We start from the raw sequence: 21,960 nt of genomic DNA, 5'->3' as shown, positions 1-21,960 counted from the left end.
AGCAGGGCCGGTGGACAACCCTGATCTGGCCAATAAATCCTCTTCAATCAATGATTTGAAGCTGAAGTTCGCTGGGGAGAACGCGGGCGTTCAGGTGTGCATCATCTGTGGATAATTCTAACCCGAAGATTTGCACACCGCTTATCCACAGCTCGTCAACCGGTCAGCGTACGCAACAGCTTGTCCCAATCCTGGTTGAGCTTGCCGTCGGTGTCGCGCAGGGCCTTGATCGTGCGGCAGGCGTGCAGGACGGTCGTGTGGTCACGGCCGCCGAACTGGTCGCCGATCTCGGGCAGGCTGTGCTCGGTGAGCTCCTTGGCCAGCGACATCGCGACCTGGCGCGGTCGCGCAACCGAACGGCTGCGGCGCTTGGACAACATGTCCTGCACGCGCAGCTGGTAGTAGTCGGCCACCGCTTTCTGGATGTTCGGGATCGTGATCGCCTGCGCGTGCACGGTCAGCAGGTCGCGCAGCGTCTCCTGCGCGAACGCGACGTCGATGCGGCGGCCGCCGAAGTTCGAGCGTGCGACCAGCGTGTTGAGCGCGCCTTCGAGGTCGCGCACGTTCGAGCGCATGCGCTTGGCGATCAGGAACGCGACGTCCTCGGGCAGCACGATGCCCTTGCTCGCGGCCTTGCTCAGCAGGATCGCCGCGCGCGTCTCGAAGTCCGGCGGCTCGATCGCCACCGACAGGCCCCAGCCGAGGCGCGACTTGAGGCGCGGCTCGAGGTTCTCGACCTCCTTCGGGAAGCGGTCGCAGGTCAGGATGATCTGCTGCTTGCCGTCGAACAGCGCATTGAAGGTGTGGAAGAACTCTTCCTGCGTGGTGTTCTTGCCCGCGAAGAACTGGATGTCGTCGATCAGCAGCGCATCCACGGAACGGAAGCGGCGCTTGAACTCGTCCATGTTCTTGGTACGCAGCGCGTCGATCATCGCGCCGACGAACTGCTCCGAGCGCAGGTAGAGCACGTTCGTACCCGGCTTGTTCTCGCGCATGAGATTGCCTGCCGCGTGCATCAGATGCGTCTTGCCGAGGCCGGTGCCGCCGTACAGCAGCAGCGGATTGAACGCGCGGCCGGGATTGGTCGCGACCTGGATCGCCGCGGCCTTGCCGAGCTCGTTGGTCTTGCCCTCGACGAAGGTCTCGAACGTGTAGTTCGGATCGAGATTGTGTTCGGCGGCAGCCGGCGCGGCCTTGGCGCGCGTCGTGCGTGTGGCCGCGGCGGTCTTGCGCGGCGCCGTCAGCGAGCCGACCTCGAGGTGGATCTCGACCGGCGCGCGGTTCTGGTACTCGATGATCGCGCGGATGCGGGCAGCGAAACGCTCGCGCACCGTGTCGAGCGTGTAGGCGTTCGGTGCGAGCAGGCGCAGGCCCTGCTCGCTCTCGCTGGCCTGCAACGGCTTGAGGTAGGTGTGGACGTCCTCGGGACCGAACTCGGTCTCCAGACGCTCCAGGCAGCGCCGCCAAAGCTCGCTCATGACACCTCTATAGGACTTGCGGGTGGATGCCGACCGCAAGGCGCGGTCGCGGGACACGGGGGGACCGGTTAGTCTACCCGTGCCACGGCACAGCGGCCAGCGCGCGATGGTTGACGCCGTGGCGACCGTACGCCTATGATTCGCGCCCTTTTTCCCTCATCCGGCGCCGATCATGGCCACCAAGCGTACTTACCAGCCCAGCAACATCAAGCGCATCCGCACGCACGGCTTCCGCGCCCGCATGAAGACCCGCGGTGGCCGCGCCGTGATCAACGCGCGCCGCGCCAAGGGCCGCAAGCGCCTGGCCGTCTCGGTTCCGAACTGAGTCCGTCGCGCGCGGCAGCATGGGGCGCTTCAGCCTCCCTCGCGCCGCGCGCCTGCTCAAGCCCGGGGACTTCGCCGCGCTGCGCGGCCGTTCCCGGCGCCTCGGCTCGAGTCATTTCCTCGCCGAGTTCGCGCCCGCCGACCAGCCCACGTGCCGGCTCGGCCAGGCCGTCTCCCGCCGCGTCTCCAAGCGCGCGGTCGACCGCAACCGCATCAAGCGCCTCGTCCGTGACAGCTATCGCCACGTCCGCGAGGAGCTGCCCTGCGTGGACATCCTGCTCATCGCGCGCCAGAGCGCGAAGCAGCAGGACAGTGCGTCATTGCGCGCAGACCTCGCGCGCCTGTGGCAACGCCTCGCGGCATTGAAGGGCGACTCCGGCACCGGCACAATGCGCGGCTGACCGCGCGCGCGCGCGGACGCGCCAGAGGAGCCGGCATGCCGCCGGATCCCACGCGACCCACCGTATCCGTCCCGGCCGATCGCCGGGCTCCGCGAGAATCGATTCCGTCATGACCAATCCCCGCATGTTCCTGCTGGTTGCCTTGCTCGCGCTCGGCTACCTGTCCTGGGCCCAGTGGCAGACCGACTACGGTCCGAAGCGTCCCGCCGCCGCCGCCACGACCACCGATGCGGGTGCGACCTCCACCGCCGCGGCGCCGTCCGCCGACGTGCCGGCACCGTCCGATGTCCCCGGTGCTTCCGCGAGCGCCGCTCCGACGGCACCGTCGCCCGAAGCCGCCGCGCCTGCGCCGGCGGCCGATCCGGTCGTCGTGACCACCGACGTGCTGCGCATCGAGATCGATCCGCGTGGTGGCACCATCGTCGCCGCCGACCTGCTCGCCTACCCCGTGCAGCCAAAGCAGCCCGAGCGCGTGCGCCTGCTCTCCACCGATCCGGCGAGCTTCTTCGTCGCGCAGAGCGGCCTCTCCAGCGCGAGCGGCGTGGCACCGGACCATCAGGCGCTTTACGAGACCGAGCAGCGCGAATACACGCTCGCCGACGGCGCCGCGAGCATCGAGGTGCCGCTGACCTGGCGTGATGCCTCGGGTCTCGTCGTGCGCAAGGTGTTCGTGTTCGAGCGCGGCAGCTACGCGATCACGCAGCGCCACGACATCCGCAACGAAGGCTCGCAGGCCTGGACCGGCAACGCCTACCGCCAGCTGCAGCGCGTGCCGCACCACGTCGACCGTTCCGGCCTCAAGGGCTACACGAACACCGAGGCCTACAGCTTCGCCGGCGCCGCCTGGTACAGCCCGAAGGACAAGTTCCAGAAGCTCGCGTTCGACAAGTTCGCCAAGGAGCCGGTCAACAGCACCGTGTCCGGCGGCTGGGTCGCGCTGCTGCAGCACTACTTCTTCGCGGCGTGGATCCCGAACGCCGACGAGCAGGAGACGTTCTCGACCGCCGAGGTCAAGCACGCGTCCGGCACGCGTTACCTGATCCGCGCCGTCTCGCCGTCGGTCAGCATCGCACCGGGTGGCGAACAGGCGCTGAGCGCGCGCCTCTACGTCGGTCCCAAGCTGCAGAGCGAACTCGAGCAGGTCGCACCGGGCCTGTCGCTCACGATCGACTACGGCATGTTCACGATCATCTCCGATCCGCTGCACTGGCTGCTCGCCAAGCTGCATGCGCTGACCGGCAACTGGGGTTTCGCGATCATCCTGCTCGTGCTGCTCATCAAGGCCGCGTTCTTCAAGCTCAGCGAAGCGCAGTACCGCTCGATGGCGAAGATGCGCAAGCTGCAGCCGCGCGTCGCCGCGCTCAAGGAGCGCTACGGCGACGACAAGCAGAAGATGAACCAGGCGATGCTCGAGCTGTACCAGAAGGAGAAGATCAATCCGCTGGGCGGCTGCCTGCCGATGCTCGTGCAGATCCCGGTGTTCTTCGCGCTGTACTGGGTGCTGCTCGAGAGCGTGGAGCTGCGCCAGGCGCCCTTCATCCTGTGGATCCAGAATCTGACCGCGCCGGATCCGTACTTCGTGCTGCCCGTGCTCAACGCGGCGGCGATGCTCGCGACGCAGTGGCTCACGCCGATGGCCGGCATGGACCCGCTGCAGGCGAAGATCATGAAGTTCATGCCGGTAGTGTTCTCGGTGCTGTTCGCGTTCTTCCCGGCCGGCCTCGTGCTGTACTGGACCGTCAACGGCGTCCTCAGCCTCGCCCAGCAGTGGATCATCACGCGCCGCATCGAAGGCGGCGAGAAGGCCGCCGCGGCGGCCAAGGCGAAGTAAGCATCCCGCCGCGATGAGCGCCGCCACCGGCACCATCGCGGCGATCGCCACGGCGGCCGGTGCCGGCGGCGTCGGCATCGTGCGCGTCTCGGGCCCGCTCGCGGGCCCCATCGCCGAAGCGCTCTGCGGGCGCCTGCCTGCATCGCGCGTCGCGACCATGGCCGTGTTCCGCGACGCCGACGGCGAGGCCATCGACCACGGCCTCGCCCTGCTGTTCCGCGCACCGCGTTCGTTCACGGGCGAAGACGTCCTCGAACTGCATGCTCACGGCAGTCCCGTCGTGCTGCGCCGCCTGCTCGCGCGCACGGTCGCGCTCGGCGCACGCCATGCGCGTGCGGGCGAGTTCTCCGAACGCGCGTTCCTCAACGGGAAGCTCGATCTCGCCCAGGCCGAGGCGATCGCCGACCTCATCGCGAGCGGGTCCGAAGCCGCGGCGCGCGCCGCGGTGCGCAGCCTCGACGGTGCGTTCTCGCAGCGCGTGCACGCGCTCGTCGACGCGGTCGTGCGCGTGCGCGTGTGGATCGAGGCCGCGATCGATTTCCCCGAGGAGGAGATCGACTTCCTCGCCACGCCGCAGCTCGCGATCGATCTCGACGCACTGCGCGCGCGCCACTCCGACCTGCTCGCTGCCGCGCGCCGCGGCGTGCGTCTCGCCGACGGCTTGCACGTCGTCATCGCCGGACGTCCGAACGCCGGCAAGTCGAGCCTGCTCAACGCACTCGCCGCGAGCGACCGCGCGATCGTCACCGACGTCGCCGGCACCACGCGCGACGTGCTGCGCGAGACCGTCGACCTCGACGGCATCACGCTCACGCTCGTCGACACGGCCGGCCTGCGCGACAGCGGCGACGCGATCGAGCGCGAAGGCATGCGTCGCGCACGCGACGAACTCGCACGCGCCGACCTCGTCCTGCTCGTCAGCGACGATGCCCACGCCGCCACCGATCTCGCCCTGCTCGAAGGCCTGCCCGCCTCGGCCACGCGCGTCGTCGTGCACAACAAGATCGACCTGGACGGCCAGACGCCGCACGTGGAACACGCGGCCGGCATCGAGCACGTGTGGCTGTCCGCGCGTACCGGCACGGGCCTCGACCTGCTCGTCGACCGCCTCAAGCAACACGCCGGCCACGATGCCGTGCACGATGGTGCGTTCAGTGCGCGCGCCCGCCACGTCGCCGCGCTCGAGCGCGCCGGCGAACACCTCGCCCTCGCCCGCGATCACCTGCTCGGCGCCTCGGCCGGCGAACTCGCCGCCGAGGAACTGCGCGTCGTGCAGCAGCACCTCGGCGAGATCACCGGCGAGTTCACGAGCGACGACCTGCTCGGCCGAATCTTCGCGGACTTCTGCATCGGCAAATGACGCCCGGCGCCTGCGTTTGTGTGCAGCGCTAGAATCGCGCGACGCCACGTTCGGAGACCACGCCATGCCCGTGACCGATCCGCGCATCGACGCCTACATCGACAAGGCTGCGCCGTTCGCGCAGCCGATCCTGCGTCACCTGCGCGCGCTCGTGCACGCGACCTGTCCCGACGTCGTCGAGACGATCAAGTGGGGCTTCCCGCACTTCATGCACGCCGGCGCGATCCTGTGCAGCATGGCCGCGTTCAAGCAGCACGTCGCGTTCGGATTCTGGAAGGGCGCGCTCATCGAAGGCGTCGGCGGACCCGGCGCGCGCGATGACGCGATGGGCCAGTTCGGGCGCATCGCCTCGCTCGACGACCTGCCCGCGAAGCGCACGCTCGTGTCGATCCTCCGCAAGGCGATGGCGCTCAACGAACACGGTGTGACCGTGCCTGCGCGCGAACGCAAGGCACCGCGCGGCGAAGCCGAGGTTCCCGAAGCGCTCGCTGCGGCCCTGAAGCGCAACGCGAAGGCACGCAAGACCTTCGAGGCGTTCGCACCGAGCCATCGCCGCGAGTACTGCGAATGGATCGCCGAGGCCAAACGCGACGACACGCGCGAGCGTCGCGTCGCGCAGGCGATCGAGTGGCTCGCGGAAGGCAAGCAGAGGAACTGGAAGTACGCGTGATGTCGTTCCAGCTCGGCATGAATGCAACGAGCGGCGAACAGGTGGTTTCGCTTACGCGGGATCGGCCCGTTCGATCAGCACGAAGGAATCGGCGGTCTCCGCAGTGTAGTGCACGAGCCCGCCGAAGTCGGTGTCGACCATGATGCCTTCGCCGAGATAGTCCCATCCTTCCGCACCGGGCACATGCGTCTTCGTGTCCATGCAGGCAACCACTCGGCCGCGATACGCGCCGTCGATCGAGATGATGTCACCGGGTTCGATGGTCAGGCCATCTGCATACGTCATCTCGATCCCTCCTGCTCGCTCGTACTCGCAGCGCCGTCGATGCGCCGGAAACCGACGCAAGCAAGCATGCCGCGCGCCGCCGGGTGGACCTCGCGGCTGGTCTCGAGGATCGTCATGCGGCGCACGCTTTCGCGGCTCAGGATACAAGTGTCCCAAGCCGGTTGATTCACGAACATCCCCGCCCATCTCGACCTGACTGTCCCCGTCACATGAGCGCGTCCCCATGATCGACCTCCACTTCTGGCCCACGCCGAACGGCCACAAGGTCACGATGTTTCTCGAGGAAGCAGGGCTGGAGTACCGCTTCAAGCCGGTCAACATCGGCAAGGGCGAGCAGTTCGAGCCGGCGTTCCTCGCCATCGCGCCGAACAACCGCATCCCGGCGATCGTCGACCATGCGCCGGCCGACGGCGGCGAGGCGATCGAGGTGTTCGAGTCGGGGGCGATCCTGCGCTACCTCGCCGACAAGACCGGCCTGTTCCTGCCGGCCGACGCGCGCGGTCGTGCGCTCGTCGATGCCTGGCTGTTCTGGCAGATGGGCGGGCTCGGGCCGATGACCGGGCAGTACGGGCACTTCAACGTCTATGCGCCCGAGACGATTCCATATGCGGTCGAGCGCTACACGAAGGAAGTGCTGCGTCTGCTCGGCGTGCTCGACCGGCGTCTCGAAGGCCGTGCCTTCATCGCGGGCGACGACTACACGATCGCCGACATGGCGAGCTATCCGTGGATCGATCCGTACCGCAAGGCACCGATTGATCTCGCACCGTTCGCGAACGTGCGGCGCTGGCGCGAGGCGATCGCGGCGCGGCCCGCGACGCAGCGGGCCTACGCGAAGGGCTACGAGGTCGCGCCTCCGGATCGCACGCTCGACGACGAGGCGCGTCGCGTGCTGTTCGGCCTGCCGCCGCGCTGAACGCGCTCAGCGCGGCGGAGCTGCGGTCCAGTCCTCGGGCTTGAACGGCAGCTCGAGGCGTTGCAGGCCGTCGGCCACCGGTGGCAGTGCGTCGGCCACGCAACCGTGCTCACGCAGTCGTCCGCTGCTCGTGACCACGGCACGCGCGAGCGCGTCGCTCTCCGGTGGGAACGGCAGCACGATGTGGCGTCCGTCCACGCTGACCGGATCGAGCATGCCGGGCTGGCCCGGCGGCAGTTCCTTGACCATCGAGATGCTCGGCTGGCCGCAGCGGCCGATGCTCGTGACGCGCGTGTCGCGCATCAGCACGCGTGCGATCGCATCGCCGACGAGGTCGATGCGCGCCGCATCGGTTTCGGGTGCGGACAGGCGCACCTTGAAGAAGTAGTTCTGGCGGTAAGTGACCCAGGCACGCGAGGCAAGCGGCGTGTCGCCCTTGCTCAGGCTGATCAGCGTCTTGTGCGCGCTGCGCGTGACCGGCGTGGCCGGATCGAGTTCGAACGGCTGCTGCGCGTCGATCACGAGTGCCGAGAACGTGTCGGCCTGGCGAGCCGCGTGCAGCGAGGCGATGAAATCCTCCTGCGCGCGGCGCACGCCGGCGTCGGGCGGCAGGTTGCCGGCCGGGAACACGAACAGGTCCAGCGAGGCATCGCGCCAGCCGTCGATTCGGTAGATCGCATCGACGCCGAGGCCGACGTTCTCCTCGCGCACCACATTGACGAGCGTCGCGCCGGGAACGCTGCGCGGCACGTCGATCGCACTGCGCTCGATGAACGGACGCGCCTTCTGCGTGTCGGCGCGCTCGGTACGCGGCGGTGGCGACGAGGCGCAACCGGCCAGCAGGGCGAGCACGCCCGTGATCTTCCATACCCGCCGCATGCGATCCCCTCCGTCGCCGATCGCGGCCCCCCGCGCAACCCGGGAACCCTCGCGGTTCCCGCGCGTGGCCGCAGGAGCGATAATGCCCGAAGGTAGGGAGAATCGAATGCGTCTGTTCATGGTCGCCGTCGCGATGACGGTGTCGTTTCCGCTCATGGCCGAACCCCTCACGATCGACCGCATCTTCGACGGCGGCAACCTCGACGGTGCCGCGCCGCGTGGCCTCAAGCTGTCGCCCGACGGCACGCGGGTCACGCTGCTGCGCCCGCGCCCCGACGACCGCAACCGCTTCGACCTGTGGGAATACCACGTGGCCGACGGCGAGCTGCGCCGTCTCGTCGACGCGGACAAGCTGCAGCCCGGCGGCGAGAAACTGTCGGCCGAGGAAGAGGCGCGCCGCGAGCGCGCGCGCACGGCTGGCTACAGCGGCATCGTCGATTACCAGTGGTCGCCCGACGGCAAGCGCCTGCTGTTCCCGCTCGGCGAGAAGCTCTACCTGTACGAACCCGGCGAGGCCAGGCCCGTGCGTGCGCTCGACACGGGCGGCGCGGTGGTCGATCCGCGCATCTCGCCGAAGGGCGGCTTCGTCTCGTACGTGCGCGACCAGGACCTCTGGGTCATCGACCTCGCGGGTGGCGCGCCACGCCGGCTCACTCACGACGGCGGCGGCACCGTGCACAACGGCGAAGCCGAATTCGTCGCGCAGGAAGAGATGGGCCGCACGAGCGGCTACTGGTGGGCGCCCGACGATTCGGCGATCGCGTTCCAGCGTTACGACGAGGCCGACGTGCCGGTCGTCAAGCGCTTCGAGGTCTATGCCGACCGCACCGACGTGATCGAACAGCGTTATCCCGCCGCGGGCGATCCGAACGTGAAGGTGAGGCTCGGCCTCGTCGTGCCGCAGGGCGGCGACACGCGCTGGATCGACCTCGGCCAGAACCCCGACATCTACCTCGCCCGTGTCGACTGGCTGCCCGATGCGCGCCGCCTGACCTACCAGCTGCAGCAGCGCGACCAGCGCCGCCTCGACCTCGAGCTGGTCGACGTCGCCTCGCTCGAGGTGAAGCGCCTGCTCACCGAGACGCGCGACACCTGGGTCGAACTCAACGACGACCTGCACTTCCTCGCCGACGGCAAGCGCTTCATCTGGGGCAGCGACCGCAGCGGCTTCCACCATCTCTACCTGTACGGGGTCGACGGCAAGCTGCGTCACGCGCTCACGGGCGGCGAGTGGAACGTCGACCGCCTCGCCGGCGTCGACGAGAAGACCGGCAGCGTATTCCTCGAATCCAACCGCGATTTCGTGCCCGACCGCCAGCTCTATGCGGTGTCACTCGACGGCAGCACGTTCAACACGCCGCGCCGCATCACGCGCGGCGACGGCTGGCACGCGACCGAGTTTTCCGCCAACGGCCAGCTGTACATCGACACGTTCTCGAACCCGTCGACGCCGCCGCAGGTGAGCCTGCGCGATGCCGACGGCGACCGCCTCGCGTGGATCGAGGAGAACCCGTACGACCAGACCCATCCGTCGTGGCGCTTCCGCGGGTCGCGCATCGTGCCCGAGTTCGGCACGCTGGAGGCGAGTGACGGCCAGACCCTGCACTACCGCCTGTTCAAGCCGAAGAACTTCGATCCGTCCAAGCGCTATCCGGTCTTCAGCTTCTACTACGGCGGTCCCGGCGTGCAGAAGGTGGTGCGCGCCTGGGGCGATCCGGCCTCGGCGCACGGAGCGCAGCAGGTGCGCTTCTGCGAATACCTCGCGCAGCAGGGCTACGTCGTCTTCACGCTCGACAATCGCGGCATGTCGCGTCGCGGCCGGCGCTTCTCCGATGCGATCCACCACGAGCTCGGCGCGGTCGAGGTCGAGGACCAGCTCGCCGGCATCCGCTGGCTCGGCCAGCAGCCGTGGGTCGATGCGCAGCGCGTCGGCGTGTTCGGCTGGAGCTACGGCGGCTACCTCACGACGATGCTGCTCGCACGCTCGGGCGGCGCGATCGCGGCCGGCGTGTCGGTCGCGCCGGTCACCGACTGGGCGCTCTACGACACGCACTACACCGAGCGCTACCTCGGCAAGCCCGATGCGAACCGCGCCGGCTACATCCGCAGTGCACCGTTCGCGTGGCTCGACGGCTTCAACGCGCCGATGCTGCTCGTGCACGGCATGGCCGACGACAACGTGCTGTTCACGAACTCGACCAAGCTCATGGCCGCGCTGCAGGACCGCGGCGTCGCGTTCGACCTCATGACGTATCCGGGCGGCAAGCACGGCTTGTCGACGCCGGCGATGCGCAAGCACGTCTACCACGCGATCGAGGCCTTCCTCGACCGCCACCTCAAGGCGCCGCCCGCGCCGGAGACGCCGACGCCGTAGGGACTTCCATGCTGCTGATGCTCGCGATCGTGGTGTTCGTCGCGCCGTTCGTGGTCGGCGTGCTGCTGTTCAACCGCCTCGTCGCCGACCGCAACCAGGTGCGCGCGGCCTGGGCCGACATCGACGTGCAGCTGACGCGCCGGCACGACCTCACGCCACAGCTCGTGAGCACCGTGAAGGCCTACGCCGACCACGAGCGCACGACGCTGACCTTGGTCGCCGAGCTGCGCACGCGCATCGACGCGGCGGCCGCGCTGCCCGAGCGCGCCCGCCTCGAGGACGAGCTCGCCGGCCAGATCGAGCGCCTGCTCGCGCTGCAGGAGCGCTATCCCGAGCTCAAGGCCAGCGACACCTTCCTGCAGCTGCAGCGCGACCTCGTCGCGATCGAGGACCACCTGCAGTACGCGCGGCGCTTCTACAACGGCGCCGTGCGCCAGCTCAACACGCGCATCGAGCAGTTCCCCGACATCGTCGTCGCGCGCCTCGCGGGTTTCCGGCCGGCCGAGTTCTTCGAGGCCGGCGCGCAGCAGGAGGCACCGCGATGATGCGCGTGCTCGCCGCCCTCGCCTGCCTCGTGTTGCTCACGGTCGCGCCACGCGCGCACGCCGACGAGCGCATCCTCGATTTCTGGAGCGACATCGTCGTCGCGGCCGACACCTCGATGACGGTCACCGAGACGATCCACGTGCGCGCCGAAGGGCACGACATCCGGCGCGGCATCTTCCGCGACTTCCCGACCGACTACCAGGATCGCAACGGTCGCCGCGTGCGCGTCGGCTTCGAGTTCCTCGAAGCCTCGCGTGACGGCGAGCCCGAGAGCTGGCACCAGGAGCGCCTGTCCAACGGTGTGCGCGTCTACCTCGGCGACACCTACACCGAGCTCGAGCCGGGCGAGTACCGCTACACGCTGCACTACCGCACGACGCGCCAGCTCGGCTATTTCGACGACCACGACGAGCTGTACTGGAACGTCACCGGCAACGGCTGGGCGTTCGCGATCGATCACGCGCAGGCCAGCGTCACGCTGCCCGACGGCATCGCCGCCGCGGATGTCGCGATCGAAGGCTACACGGGTCCGCAGGGCTCGACCGCACGCGACGTCGCCGCCCACGTCGACGGCAAGGCCGTCGCACGCATCGCCGCGACCGTGCCGCTCGCGCCGCAGGAAGGCCTCACGCTGGTCGTGACGTTCCCGAAGGGTGTCGTCGCCGCACCCGGCGCGCGCCAGCGCCTCGCCTGGTTCGTCGAGGACAACCGCCGCGAAGGCATCGCCGCGATCGGCCTGCTCGTGCTCGCGACCTTCCTCGTGCTGCAGTGGTGGCGTGTCGGACGCGATCCCGCGGCCGGCGTGATCATCCCGCAATACGATCCACCGCCGGGCCTGTCGCCCGCGGCCGTGCGCTTCATCTGGCGTCGTCACCACGACCATCGCGGGTTCGCCGCCGATCTCGTCGAGCTCGGCGTGCGCAACGCGCTGCGCATCCACGAGAAGAACAAGACCTACACGATCGAGCGCACGGTCGGCGGTGCATCCGACGTGCCCGACGCGGCGCGCGTGCTCTACGACGCGCTGCTCGGCACGCGTCCGAAACTGCGCTTCGACGACGTGAACCACGAGGTCATCGGTGCCGCGCACAAGGCGCACGCCAAGCATCTCGAGGACACCTACGCGAAGGCCAATTTCCGGCGCAACACCGCGATCGGCTGTTTCGGTGCGGTGTTCGCGATCGTCGTCGGCGCGGTCGCCCTGCTCGCCGACCGCGAGACGCCGACCGGACCCGCCGTGTTCGGCACGATCGGCGTGTTCTTCTTCGCGATGTTCGCGGGCGGCCTGCTCGGCAGCGCGCTGCAGGCGCGCCGTGACGGTGTCGATGCGGGCGGGCGCTTCTTCGGCGCGGTGCTCGTCGCGCTCGTCACGATCGGCATCGGTGCCGTGCTCGCGCACTCAGCCAGCCTCGTGTTCGCGCTGCTGGTCGCCGCGCTCGCACTCGTGCAGGTGCCGTTCTCGTACTGGATGCCGGCCACGACCGTGCCGGGTCGTGCGCTGCTGGACCGCATCGAGGGCCTGCGGCTCTACCTCGGCGTCGCCGAGCGCGACGACCTCGCACGCGTACAGGCACCGCCGATGGACGTCGCCGAGTACCAGCGCCTGTTCGCCTACGCGATGGCGCTCGAGGTCGAGAAGACCTGGGGCGATCGCCTCGTCGATGCGGTCGGACCCGCCGCGGCGGCAGCGGCCGCGACGAGCCTGGCCTGGTACCACGGCCGCCGGGGTGACGAAGGCTTCTCGCCGTCGAGCTTCGGAAGCTCGCTCGGACAGTCGCTGAGCACCGCGATCAGCTCGTCGTCGATGCCGCCTGGCTCGTCGTCGGGCAGCAGCGGCGGCGGCTCGTCGTCCGGCAGTTCCGGCGGTGGTTCATCGGGTGGTGGCGGTGGTGGAGGCGGTGGCGGAGGGTGGTGAGGCGCACAGGTCGCGGCGCAGGTGGTGGTGTGCGTTTCGTTGCGACGTGACCGGTGTCTTCGCATTGCTCTGGTCCGTCACTTTCCGCGGTCACCCATCACACTCTTGTACCGTCATTCCGGCGAAAGCCCACTGCTGTCCGAGGAAAGTTGGAAGCGAAGGCTGGAAAGCGTTCCAGCGCCCGGCCTCCTGCGATGAGCGCCGGGATGCCTACTTGTTTCGCGGCAACGCGGCATCGCGCGTTCTTTCCCTTCTCCCTCCGGGAGAAGGTGGCCCGCAGGGCCGAATGAGGGTCCGGGATCGCGACGATGATCCGACGTGGTCTCGATCCCGCACCCTCTCCCCAACCCCTCTCCCGGAGGGCGAGGGGCTCAAGCGCGACGCCACGGCGGGAGGACGCGTCGAGCCTGTTCGGTCGCGCGACACCGAACGGCGGGAAACACCAAGCGACAGTCCGGCTGACGGCGCGACGTAGTGTGCGGATTTTCCCCGGTCAGCAGTGGGCTTTCGCCGGAATGACGGTAGAAGAGGTCAGCGAGTGCAGTGTGCTACCGGCGAGATGCACGGTGTCATCGCATCTTGCCTCACCTCTCCCGCGACCGCCCCGCCGCCTCGAGCGCGGCGACGTAGGTATCCCAGTTGCGCGCGTGGTTGCGGCCGAGTTCGTGCAGGACCTCCCACGAGAAGATGCCGGTCGCGTGGCCGTCGCTGAAACGCAGTAGCACGGCGTAGTTGCCGACCGGCGAGATCGCGTCGATCGCGACCTCGCGCTTGCCGGACACGAGCACCTTCTGGCCCGGGCCGTGGCCCTGCACCTCGGCACTCGGCGAGTGCACGCGCAGGTATTCGGCCGGCAGGCGGAAACGCAGGCCGTCGTCGAACGCGACCTCGAGCACGTGCGAGGCGCGGTGCAGGGTGATCTCGGTGGGGGTGGCCATGCGGACTCCGGACGCGCCGTGCACGGCGCTCGGAAGGGGCGCGCCGGAGGCTCCGGCGCGAGGCCTCAGTGCAGCGAGTCGGAAACCGGCGCGCGCGGCTTGAGCGGATCGGCCGGCGTGCCGGCGACCTGCCACAGCGCGTCGAGGTAGCCCGTGCCGAAGCCGATCGAGGCGATCTCGTCGAAGCCGTAGTCGCCGGTGTCGGCGTACCAGTGCGCGTTCGGATCGACCTCGCGCAGGATCAGGCCGTCCGACTCGAGCTCGGTGAGCTGGCCGATGTAGCTGATCTCGCCTGCGTCGTCCTCGACCACGTTGACCGAGATGATCGGCGCGAGGCGCATCGCCGACTGCGCGATCGTGCCCCAGTCGTCGAGGCGGAAGTCCGGCGGCACGACGAGCGGCTCGCCGCGCAGCGCGAGCGCCTTCTCGACGAACTCGCGCGACGGGTCTTCCTCGATCTGGCTGAGGTCGGAGATCGCGAGCACGACGAAGCCGTCGTAACGCATCGCGTCGCCGACTTCGGCAATCAGGCAGTACTCGCGCGACAGCCCCACGACGAAGCCGTGGATCCAGCCGGGCTGGATGCGCTCGCGCGCGAAACGCATCGGGATGTGCTGCTCGTGCGCTTCACGCAGGACGGCGCGTACGCCACGGGATTTGAACGGAACGACGGTACTCATGGCGCTATGGTCGGACGATTGGGGGGTTCATGCAACTTCGGGCCTCCGGCGCGTTGCCGCGCCGGGCGGTCATCACAGGATGTAGCGCGACAGGTCCTCGTCCTTGACGAGGGTGCCGAGGTGGGCGTCGACGTAGGCCGCATCGACCGTCACGGCGCTGCCGGCGTGGTCGGAGGCCTCGAACGAGATCTCGTCGAGCAGGCGCTCGAGCACCGTGTGCAGGCGCCGCGCGCCGATGTTCTCGGTGCGCTCGTTGACCTGGAACGCAATCTCGGCGAGGCGGTGGATGCCGTCGTCGGTGAACGTCAGCGAGACGCCCTCGGTGCCGAGCAGCGCCGCGTACTGCTTGGTCAGTGCGTGCCGCGGCTCGCCGAGGATGCGGCGGAAATCCTCGGCCGACAGCGCCGACAGCTCGACGCGGATCGGGAAGCGGCCCTGCAGCTCCGGAATCAGGTCCGAGGGCTTGGCCAGCGAGAACGCGCCCGAGGCGATGAACAGGATGTGGTCGGTGCGCACGACGCCGTGCTTGGTCGACACCGCCGATCCCTCGACGAGCGGCAGCAGGTCGCGCTGCACGCCTTCGCGGCTCACGCCGGCGCCGTTGAACTCGCCGCGCTGCGCGACCTTGTCGATCTCGTCGATGAAGACGATGCCGTTCTGCTCGCAGTTGTCGATCGCCTGCTGCTTGATCTCCTCGTCGTTGACGAGCTTGCCTGCCTCTTCCTCGACGAGCAGCGGGCGCGCCTGCGCGATCGTGAGCTTGCGCTTCTGCGTGCGCTGGCCCGACAGCGACTGGAACATGCCGCGCAGCTGGCTCGTCATCTCCTCCATGCCCGGCGGCGCCATGATCTCGACGCCGCCGAGGTTCATGGCGAGGTCGACCTCGATCTCGCGCTCGTCGAGCTTGCCCTCGCGGTACTGGCGCGCGAGTTTCTGGCGCGTGTCGGTGTCGCGCGCATCGGGCGTCGCCGGCTCGTTGGCGAAACCGACGGTCTGGCGGCGCGGCAGCAGCGCGTCGAGGATGCGGTCCTCGGCACGGTCCTCGGCCTGCGTGCGCACGCGCGACTTGGCCTGCTCGCGTGCCATCTTGAACGCGGCTTCGGCGAGGTCGCGCACGATCTGCTCGACATCCTTGCCGACGTAGCCGACCTCGGTGAACTTGGTCGCCTCGACCTTGATGAACGGCGCATTCGCGAGCGCGGCGAGGCGGCGCGCGATCTCGGTCTTGCCGACGCCGGTCGGGCCGATCATGAGGATGTTCTTCGGCGTGACCTCGTGGCGCAGCGAAGGCTCGAGCTGCATGCGCCGCCAGCGGTTGCGCAGCGCGATCGCGACCGCGCGCTTGGCGGCGTGCTGGCCGATGATGTAGCGGTCGAGTTCGTGGACGATCTCGCGGGGAGTCATGTCGGACATGCGGGTGTGCCGTATCCAGGAAGGGGGAGCGCGGCGCACGGGCCGCGCGGAACGGGAACGGCGCGGCGTCTGCGCCGCGCATCGCCTCAGGCGGCGAGTTCCTCGATCGTGACGTTGTGGTTCGTGTAGATGCAGACGTCGCCGGCGATCTTGAGCGAGCGCTCGACGATCGTGCGCGCATCGAGGTCGGTGTTTTCGAGCAGCGCACGCGCCGCGGACTGCGCGTAGGGACCGCCCGAGCCGATCGCGATGAGGCCGTTCTCGGGCTCGACGACGTCGCCGTTGCCCGAGATCAGCAACGACACATCCTTGTCGGCCACGGCGAGCATCGCCTCGAGGCGGCCGAGGCGGCGATCGGTACGCCAGTCCTTGGCCATCTCGACCGCGGCGCGCGTGAGGTTGCCGCTGAAGCGCTCGAGCTTCTGTTCGAACAGCTCGAACAGCGTGAACGCGTCGGCCGTGGCACCCGCGAAGCCCGCGAGCACGTCGCCCTTGGCGCCGAGGCGGCGCAGCTTGCGCGCGTTCGCCTTCATGATCGTGTGGCCGAGCGTGACCTGGCCGTCGCCGCCGATGACGACGCGGCCTTCACGGCGCACCGAGACGATGGTCGTGGCGTGGAACGATTCCATGCGGGATTCCGGCAAAACGGGAACGTTGGACGTGGGGGCCGGGCCGGCGTTTCCAAGCGGCTCGCCGAGCGCATCCGGTGGCCGGCGCTTCAGGCCGCGGGCGCTACCGTGCGCCGGCATCCAGCACGGGAGTCCGCCATGCACCGCCTCGTCCGAATCGCCCCGGTCCTCGCCGTCGTCGCGTCGCTCGCGGCCTGCACGCGCGACGAGCCACCCGCTGCCGCGCCTGCATCCCCCGAAGCGGCCGCGACGCCGCCGCCCGAGACGCGTGGTGCGCCGAAGACCGATGCCTGGGTCGGACGCTGGACCGGTCCCGAAGGCACGTTCCTGCTCGTCGAGGGCTCGGCTGCGGCCGGTTATCGCGTGACCGTGCAGGACCTCGACGGTCCGAAGGCCTACGACGGTCGCACCGCCGGCGACCACCTGCGCTTCGATCGCGACGGCGCCGAGCAGGCGATCCGCGCCACCGACGGGGCCGGCACCGGCATGAAATGGCTGGCCGACAAGCGCGATTGCCTCGTGATCACGCCGGGTTCGGAAGGGTTCTGCCGGGACTGAGCAGCGTCTCAGCCCCGAAAGCGTGACGACACGCACGTGTTTCGTTAAGATTACATAACGAGAATCATTCTCGTTTATCGAGCCACCGTCACGCCACGAGCGCCGCCGTCGCCCGCGCTCCACCATCCGAGAACACCATGTCCAGGACTCTCCTGACGTCGGCCATCCTGGCCGGCCTGCTCGCGCCTGCGTGGGCGTCCGCCATCGCCGAAGCGAACACCGAGCTCGATGCCGTCGTCGTGCGCGGCGACCTCATCGACCCGTCCGTGCGCGAAGCGCTCGCCGACCGCCACGAGGCGCCGAATGCCCGCGTCGTCATCGACGGCGAGCAGCTCAACCAGTTCAACGACCTCAGCGTCGGCGACGCGATCCGCCGCCTGCCCGGCGTCACCTTCCCGGGCGTCAACCGCTCGCGCGATGCACGCCTGCGTGCGATCGGCGGCGAGTACACGCAGGTGCTGCTCGACGGTCGTCCGTTCCTCGACGGCAACTCGAGCCGCAACATGGAGGTCGATCGCCTGCCCGCCGCGATGATCGAGCGCATCGAGATCGTGCGCAGTCCGCTCGCCGGCCAGCCTGCGGCCGGCATCGCCGGCACGATCAACATCATCACCAAGCGCCACTATGCCGAACCGTCGGGTGGCGTGAGCCTCGGCGCCGGCCATGTCGAGGGCAACGGCGACACGGGCGACGCGGCCCTCTGGTACGGCGGCGAGCACGGCATCCTGCGTGCGTTCGCGGCCGTCGACGCGCAGCGCCGACTGCTCGAGGAAGGCTCGCGCTCGTTCGCTTACACGCCCGCCGGCGCATTCAACGGCGGCAGCGACCAGGACCAGAAGCGCACGTTCGAGGAACATACGCTGACGACGCGCCTGGACTTCGCGCTCGGTGCGCGCGACCGCCTCGTCGTCACGCCGTCGCTGTACAAGACCCGCGAACGCCGCGACCAGAGCGACCGCGTGCTGACCGCCGCGGGGACGGTCAACCAGACCACGAACGAACTGCGCCGCCGCGTGCGCGAGACCTATGGCAGCCGCGTCGAGTGGCAGCACGACCTCGCCGCGGGCGGCAACGCGACGCTGTACTACGAGACCAGCGACGCGCGCGAGGACACCACGCGCGACTCCCAGCGTTTCAATGCGGCCGGCGTGCAGAACCGCACCGAGCAGCGCTTCTCCGATGTCGACCTCGACCAGTGGAACGCCGGCGCGGCGTTCGCATGGACGCGAGGTGCGCACGCGTTCGATGCCGGTGTCGGCTTCAGCGACGCGACGCGCGACGAGGACGAATCGCGCCTGCGCAACGGCGCGCCGCAGACGCCCGACTACGGCCGCATCTACGCGGTCGGCGAGACGGTCGCGCACGCGTGGATCGCCGACGGCATCACGCTGTCGCCGTCCACGCTGCTGACCGCCGGCGCGCGCGTCGAACGCAGCCGCACGCGCACGACTAGCCACGAAAGCGAACGCGGCACGGTCACCTCGACCGACGTCACGCCCACGCTGCAGCTGCGCCACGCCCTGAACGACGCGGTCGACTTGCGCGCCGGCCTCGCGCGCACGCTGCGACGCCCCGACCTGCGCGACCTCACGCCGACGATCAGCGAGGAATCGGGCACGCTGTCCAGCCCCGACACGGCCGGCAATCCCGACACGCGCCCGGAGCGCGCCTGGGGTCTCGATCTCGGCATCGACGGCTACCTCGACGACCGCCGTGGCCTCGTCTCGGCCAACCTGTTCTCGCGCCGCATCGAGGACAAGATCGAGGACTACGCGCGCCTCGTCGACGGCCGCTGGCTCGCGAAGCCCGAGAACGTCGGCACCGGCAAGCTCTACGGCGCCGAAGTCGAAGGCCGCCTGCCGCTCACGTTCGCGGGCCTGCCCGATCTCGTGCTGTGGGCCAACGCGACCCGCGTGCACACGAGCCTGCGCGTCGACGGCGGCAACGACACGCGCCGCTTCGACCAGCAACCCGACCTCGTCGCCAACCTCGGCCTCGACTGGTTCGCCGCACCGCTGCGCACGACGTTCGGCGTCAACGCCAACCGCGTGTTCGCCTACGACCAGGCCTTCGCCGACGTCGACGGCGTGGTCACGCGCACCGCGTTCGCCGCGCAGACGCGCCTGGACCTGTCCGCACGCACGCAGCTCGGCGAGCGCACGAGCGTGTCGCTGAGTGCGCTCAACCTGCTCGCGACGAAGGACCGCCGCAGCATCACGAACGTGGCCGCGAACGGCACGCCGGGCGCGCGCACCGAGTACCGCGAACCGTCGAACGCGACGTTCTACGCGCGCGTGAAGTACGTGTGGTGAGGACGTTGTCCTGACGGAGGGGCCCCGTCGAGCCGATCACATGCAGGCTCGACGGGGCATCGCCGCAACGATACGGCAATTGAGTGTGCTGCATGGCGCGCTAGCGGCTCGCGTTGGCCGACGAGCCTGCCAAGACTCGACGGCCCTTAGTCGACGGACACGGGACGAGGGTCGAACTTCGGTACCGCCTTGACCGATACTGCTGACGATCGATGTGCAGGGGCACAGGGGAGCGATCATGGACAGGCACGTCTCGATTCTTCGTGCGCTCGGCTGGGCATTGAAACCGGGCCTTCTCGCGGCCTCGATGATGGCTCACGGCGGATCGTCACCTATCCGTATCGACAAGCCTCCGGAAGACGGCATCGGATGCTTTGGAACGCGCGTCGAACTCGCTGGCCGCTGGCTCTGGATCGTGGATCCATGTGCGACCCATGCCGACCTATGGAGCACGGGTATCGTCTACCAGTACGTACGCCATGGTTCCGGATGGGTACTGGATCGAAGGATGATCTCGCCACGTGCGGAAGCGAACGGGCGGTTTGGTGAAGCCTTGTCCGCCAACGATGCGGGGCACGTCGCCATCGGCGCACCTGGTGAACCAAGGGGTGCGGCCTACATGGTCTCCGTGGAGAGCGCACACATCCAGCGAGTGGACTTTCCCGTCACGAGTCCGGCCGATGCGGTGTGGGGATACGCTGTCGCGCGCACGCGGAGCACCATGTGGACAGCCGCTCCCACGGCAGACTGCAGTGTCGGCGTCGACTGCGGCATCGTCGCGAGCTTCGACGGAATCGGCCCGCCATTGTCGGCGCCGCAGCCCGTCTCCGGAATGACATTCGGTTACAGCATGGCGAGCGACGCAACCCGCATCCTCGTCGGCGCCCCGGGAAGTCGTACGGCCTATCTGTACACCGCGGGATTCATAGGTGCGCAGGTGCACACGGCTACGTTCACGGCGACGAGTCCGACGTCGGTGACGTACGCGGAGTCTCTCGCGCTGCAAGGAGACTGGGTCGCGATAGGAGCGCCGGGTGACGCCGCGGCTTCGCGACCGGGACAGGTCTGGGTCTATCAGAAGGTCGGCGAGTTCTGGTTCCTGCGCCGGGTGATTTCTTCACCCGACGAAGGCAGAAGAGCGGGGTTCGGCAGGTCGGTCGCACTCGCGAAGGATCTTCTCTGGGTCGGCGCGACTGCTGACTTCGACGGTGCCGGAGGCGCGTTGTACACATACCGTCTCGAACCGGACGGTGTCATCACGGAAGCAGGCGTGACGCTCGGAGGCCAGGACACGACGGGTTGGGCATTCGGTGCGGCGCTCGCCGGTCGTGGAGCGACGTGGATCGTCGGCATCCCTTACGCGCGTGACGCCGGAAGTTTCGACGGTTCCGGCGCCATCGTCGTCTCTACCGAAGACTTCGTCTTCTACAGTGGGATGGATCGCTGATTCGATGAAGGACACGCGATGCGTCCCGCTTCACGCCCGACCTGATCGCGCGACAGAAGAGCGGGTGTGATCGTCTAGCGCCTGGCTCGTGCTCCGGTCATTCGCTACCCGACTCGCCGCGCCGCTTCGCGCGTGGGTGCGCCGCGTCGTAGACGCGTGCGAGGTGCTGGAAGTCGAGGTGCGTGTAGATCTGCGTCGTGCCGATGTCGGCGTGGCCGAGCAGTTCCTGCACGGCGCGCAGGTCGCCCGAGGACTCGAGCAGGTGGCTCGCGCAGGAATGGCGCATGAGGTGCGGGTAGACGCGCTTCCACACGCCTTGCTCGCGGGCGCGCTGCTTGAGTCGCGTGCGCACGCCGTTGGTGCTGAGCGGTCGACCGCCGCGACCGCGCAGGATCAGTGCATCGTCGTGCGGGTGCTCCTGTTCGCGCAGCGCCGCGAGCGCGGCGAGCGCCTGCCCGCCGACTGGCACGATGCGCGTCTTGGAGCCCTTGCCGGTGACGCGCAGCATGCCCTCGCCGGCGTCGAGATCACGCCAGCGCACGCTGACGATCTCGGCGACACGCAGGCCGCTCGAGTACAGCAGCTCGAGCATCGCGCGGTCGTGCACGGCTTCGGGATCGTCGGTCGGGAACTCGAGCAGCGCACCCATCTCGTCGGCATCGAGCACCTGCGGCAGCTTGCGACGCACCTTCGGCGTGCGAATGCCGGTGGCGGGATTGAGCTTGAGCTCGCCGTCGCGCGCGAGGAAGCGGAAGAAGCTGCGGCAGGTCGACAGGTAGAGCGCGAGGCTGGCCGGCGACAGGCCGCCGCGATGCAGCTGCGCGGCATGGCTCTGCAGCTGCGCGGTGCGCACGTCGATCCAGCGCGTCAGGCCGAGCGACTCGGCGAGCGCCGACAGGCGCGCGAGGCCGCGTGCGTAGTTGTCGACCGTCGACGGCGCATAGCGACGCTCGACGCGCAGCCAGCCGAGGAAACGGTCGACGTCGCCCTGCATCGCCGTCATG

20 protein-coding genes are annotated in these 21,960 nt (G+C 69.0%); 12 read left to right on the top strand and 8 right to left on the bottom strand.

What is annotated here, in order from left to right:
* Positions 1-155 precede the first annotated feature (155 nt).
* Positions 156-1,478: a chromosomal replication initiator protein DnaA gene (gene dnaA, locus ACQQ2N_RS06640; RefSeq protein ID WP_440224913.1), complete on the bottom strand. Its 1,323-nt coding sequence runs from the start codon at positions 1,476-1,478 to the stop codon at positions 156-158.
* A gap of 172 nt (positions 1,479-1,650) precedes the next feature.
* Between dnaA and rpmH the strand changes: the two genes are divergently transcribed.
* The 5 genes from rpmH (at position 1,651) to ACQQ2N_RS06615 (ending at position 6,064) form a co-directional block, all read left to right on the top strand.
* Complete coding sequence (gene rpmH / locus ACQQ2N_RS06635) at positions 1,651-1,803, top strand: 50S ribosomal protein L34 (protein ID WP_440224912.1); 153 nt, start codon at positions 1,651-1,653, stop codon at positions 1,801-1,803.
* A 19-nt stretch (positions 1,804-1,822) separates the two neighbouring features.
* A complete protein-coding gene (rnpA, locus tag ACQQ2N_RS06630) occupies positions 1,823-2,203 on the top strand; it encodes a ribonuclease P protein component (protein ID WP_440224911.1) in 381 nt (126 codons plus the stop codon).
* A gap of 109 nt (positions 2,204-2,312) precedes the next feature.
* Positions 2,313-4,034 (top strand): membrane protein insertase YidC, encoded by a 1,722-nt coding sequence (gene yidC / locus ACQQ2N_RS06625; RefSeq protein ID WP_440224910.1) that lies wholly within the window; start codon positions 2,313-2,315, stop codon positions 4,032-4,034.
* A 13-nt stretch (positions 4,035-4,047) separates the two neighbouring features.
* Positions 4,048-5,394, top strand: a complete 1,347-nt coding sequence (gene mnmE, locus ACQQ2N_RS06620; protein ID WP_440224909.1) for a tRNA uridine-5-carboxymethylaminomethyl(34) synthesis GTPase MnmE — start codon at positions 4,048-4,050, stop codon at positions 5,392-5,394.
* A gap of 64 nt (positions 5,395-5,458) precedes the next feature.
* Positions 5,459-6,064, top strand: a complete 606-nt coding sequence (locus ACQQ2N_RS06615) for a YdeI/OmpD-associated family protein (RefSeq protein ID WP_440224908.1) — start codon at positions 5,459-5,461, stop codon at positions 6,062-6,064.
* A gap of 51 nt (positions 6,065-6,115) precedes the next feature.
* Here ACQQ2N_RS06615 and ACQQ2N_RS06610 read toward each other — a convergent pair whose 3' ends face one another.
* A complete protein-coding gene (locus ACQQ2N_RS06610; protein ID WP_440224907.1) occupies positions 6,116-6,349 on the bottom strand; it encodes a hypothetical protein in 234 nt (77 codons plus the stop codon).
* 223 nt (positions 6,350-6,572) lie between these two features.
* On the opposite strand from ACQQ2N_RS06610, the gene ACQQ2N_RS06605 reads away from it, so the two are divergent.
* The gene (locus tag ACQQ2N_RS06605; RefSeq protein WP_440224906.1) at positions 6,573-7,265 is read left to right on the top strand and encodes a glutathione binding-like protein; all 693 of its coding nucleotides are present in this window, start codon (positions 6,573-6,575) and stop codon (positions 7,263-7,265) included.
* 6 nt (positions 7,266-7,271) lie between these two features.
* On the opposite strand, the gene ACQQ2N_RS06600 is transcribed toward ACQQ2N_RS06605, so the two are convergent.
* Positions 7,272-8,144 carry a hypothetical protein gene (locus tag ACQQ2N_RS06600; RefSeq protein ID WP_440224905.1) on the bottom strand — a complete coding sequence of 291 codons (873 nt, stop codon included), beginning with the start codon at positions 8,142-8,144 and terminating at the stop codon, positions 7,272-7,274.
* A gap of 106 nt (positions 8,145-8,250) precedes the next feature.
* Between ACQQ2N_RS06600 and ACQQ2N_RS06595 the strand changes: the two genes are divergently transcribed.
* Genes ACQQ2N_RS06595 through ACQQ2N_RS06585 form a run of 3 tightly spaced genes read left to right on the top strand, consistent with a single transcriptional unit; the run spans position 8,251 to position 12,979 of the window.
* Complete coding sequence (locus ACQQ2N_RS06595; protein WP_440224904.1) at positions 8,251-10,518, top strand: S9 family peptidase; 2,268 nt, start codon at positions 8,251-8,253, stop codon at positions 10,516-10,518.
* Between the two features lie 8 nt (positions 10,519-10,526).
* Entirely contained in the window at positions 10,527-11,063 is a 537-nt protein-coding gene (locus tag ACQQ2N_RS06590; protein ID WP_440224903.1) for a LemA family protein, read from the top strand.
* Positions 11,060-12,979, top strand: coding sequence for a DUF2207 domain-containing protein (locus ACQQ2N_RS06585; RefSeq protein ID WP_440224902.1), 1,920 nt, complete (start codon positions 11,060-11,062; stop codon positions 12,977-12,979). Before ACQQ2N_RS06590 ends, ACQQ2N_RS06585 begins: the two co-directional genes overlap by 4 nt.
* A 584-nt stretch (positions 12,980-13,563) precedes the next feature.
* Here ACQQ2N_RS06585 and ACQQ2N_RS06580 read toward each other — a convergent pair.
* The 4 genes from ACQQ2N_RS06580 to hslV all read right to left on the bottom strand — a co-directional run bounded on the left by ACQQ2N_RS06580 (position 13,564) and on the right by hslV (position 16,639).
* Positions 13,564-13,917, bottom strand: a complete 354-nt coding sequence (locus ACQQ2N_RS06580) for a gamma-butyrobetaine hydroxylase-like domain-containing protein (RefSeq protein ID WP_440224901.1) — start codon at positions 13,915-13,917, stop codon at positions 13,564-13,566.
* 65 nt (positions 13,918-13,982) lie between these two features.
* A complete protein-coding gene (locus ACQQ2N_RS06575; protein WP_440224900.1) occupies positions 13,983-14,597 on the bottom strand; it encodes a hypothetical protein in 615 nt (204 codons plus the stop codon).
* Between the two features lie 72 nt (positions 14,598-14,669).
* Positions 14,670-16,010, bottom strand: a complete 1,341-nt coding sequence (gene hslU / locus ACQQ2N_RS06570) for an ATP-dependent protease ATPase subunit HslU (protein ID WP_440224899.1) — start codon at positions 16,008-16,010, stop codon at positions 14,670-14,672.
* Positions 16,011-16,096: 86 nt separating this feature from the next.
* The gene (gene hslV, locus ACQQ2N_RS06565; RefSeq protein ID WP_440224898.1) at positions 16,097-16,639 is read right to left on the bottom strand and encodes an ATP-dependent protease subunit HslV; all 543 of its coding nucleotides are present in this window, start codon (positions 16,637-16,639) and stop codon (positions 16,097-16,099) included.
* 138 nt (positions 16,640-16,777) lie between these two features.
* Here hslV and ACQQ2N_RS06560 point away from each other — a divergent pair, with 138 nt between their 5' ends.
* From ACQQ2N_RS06560 to ACQQ2N_RS06550, 3 genes are all read left to right on the top strand, one after another.
* Positions 16,778-17,197, top strand: coding sequence for a hypothetical protein (locus ACQQ2N_RS06560; protein ID WP_440224897.1), 420 nt, complete (start codon positions 16,778-16,780; stop codon positions 17,195-17,197).
* A 137-nt stretch (positions 17,198-17,334) separates the two neighbouring features.
* Complete coding sequence (locus ACQQ2N_RS06555) at positions 17,335-19,509, top strand: TonB-dependent receptor plug domain-containing protein (RefSeq protein ID WP_440224896.1); 2,175 nt, start codon at positions 17,335-17,337, stop codon at positions 19,507-19,509.
* A gap of 238 nt (positions 19,510-19,747) precedes the next feature.
* A complete protein-coding gene (locus tag ACQQ2N_RS06550) occupies positions 19,748-20,956 on the top strand; it encodes a hypothetical protein (RefSeq protein ID WP_440224895.1) in 1,209 nt (402 codons plus the stop codon).
* A 97-nt stretch (positions 20,957-21,053) separates the two neighbouring features.
* On the opposite strand, the gene ACQQ2N_RS06545 is transcribed toward ACQQ2N_RS06550, so the two are convergent.
* Complete coding sequence (locus ACQQ2N_RS06545) at positions 21,054-21,959, bottom strand: tyrosine recombinase XerC (protein WP_440224894.1); 906 nt, start codon at positions 21,957-21,959, stop codon at positions 21,054-21,056.
* Position 21,960: the final 1 nt, after the last annotated feature.

The sequence above is a fragment of the Dokdonella aquatica genome (genome assembly GCF_051987395.1).
In the GTDB taxonomy this organism is placed as follows: Bacteria; Pseudomonadota; Gammaproteobacteria; order Xanthomonadales; family Rhodanobacteraceae; genus Dokdonella.
The sequence above is the reverse complement of the archived record's forward strand: the minus strand, read 5'-3'. Positions and strand labels throughout refer to the sequence as shown.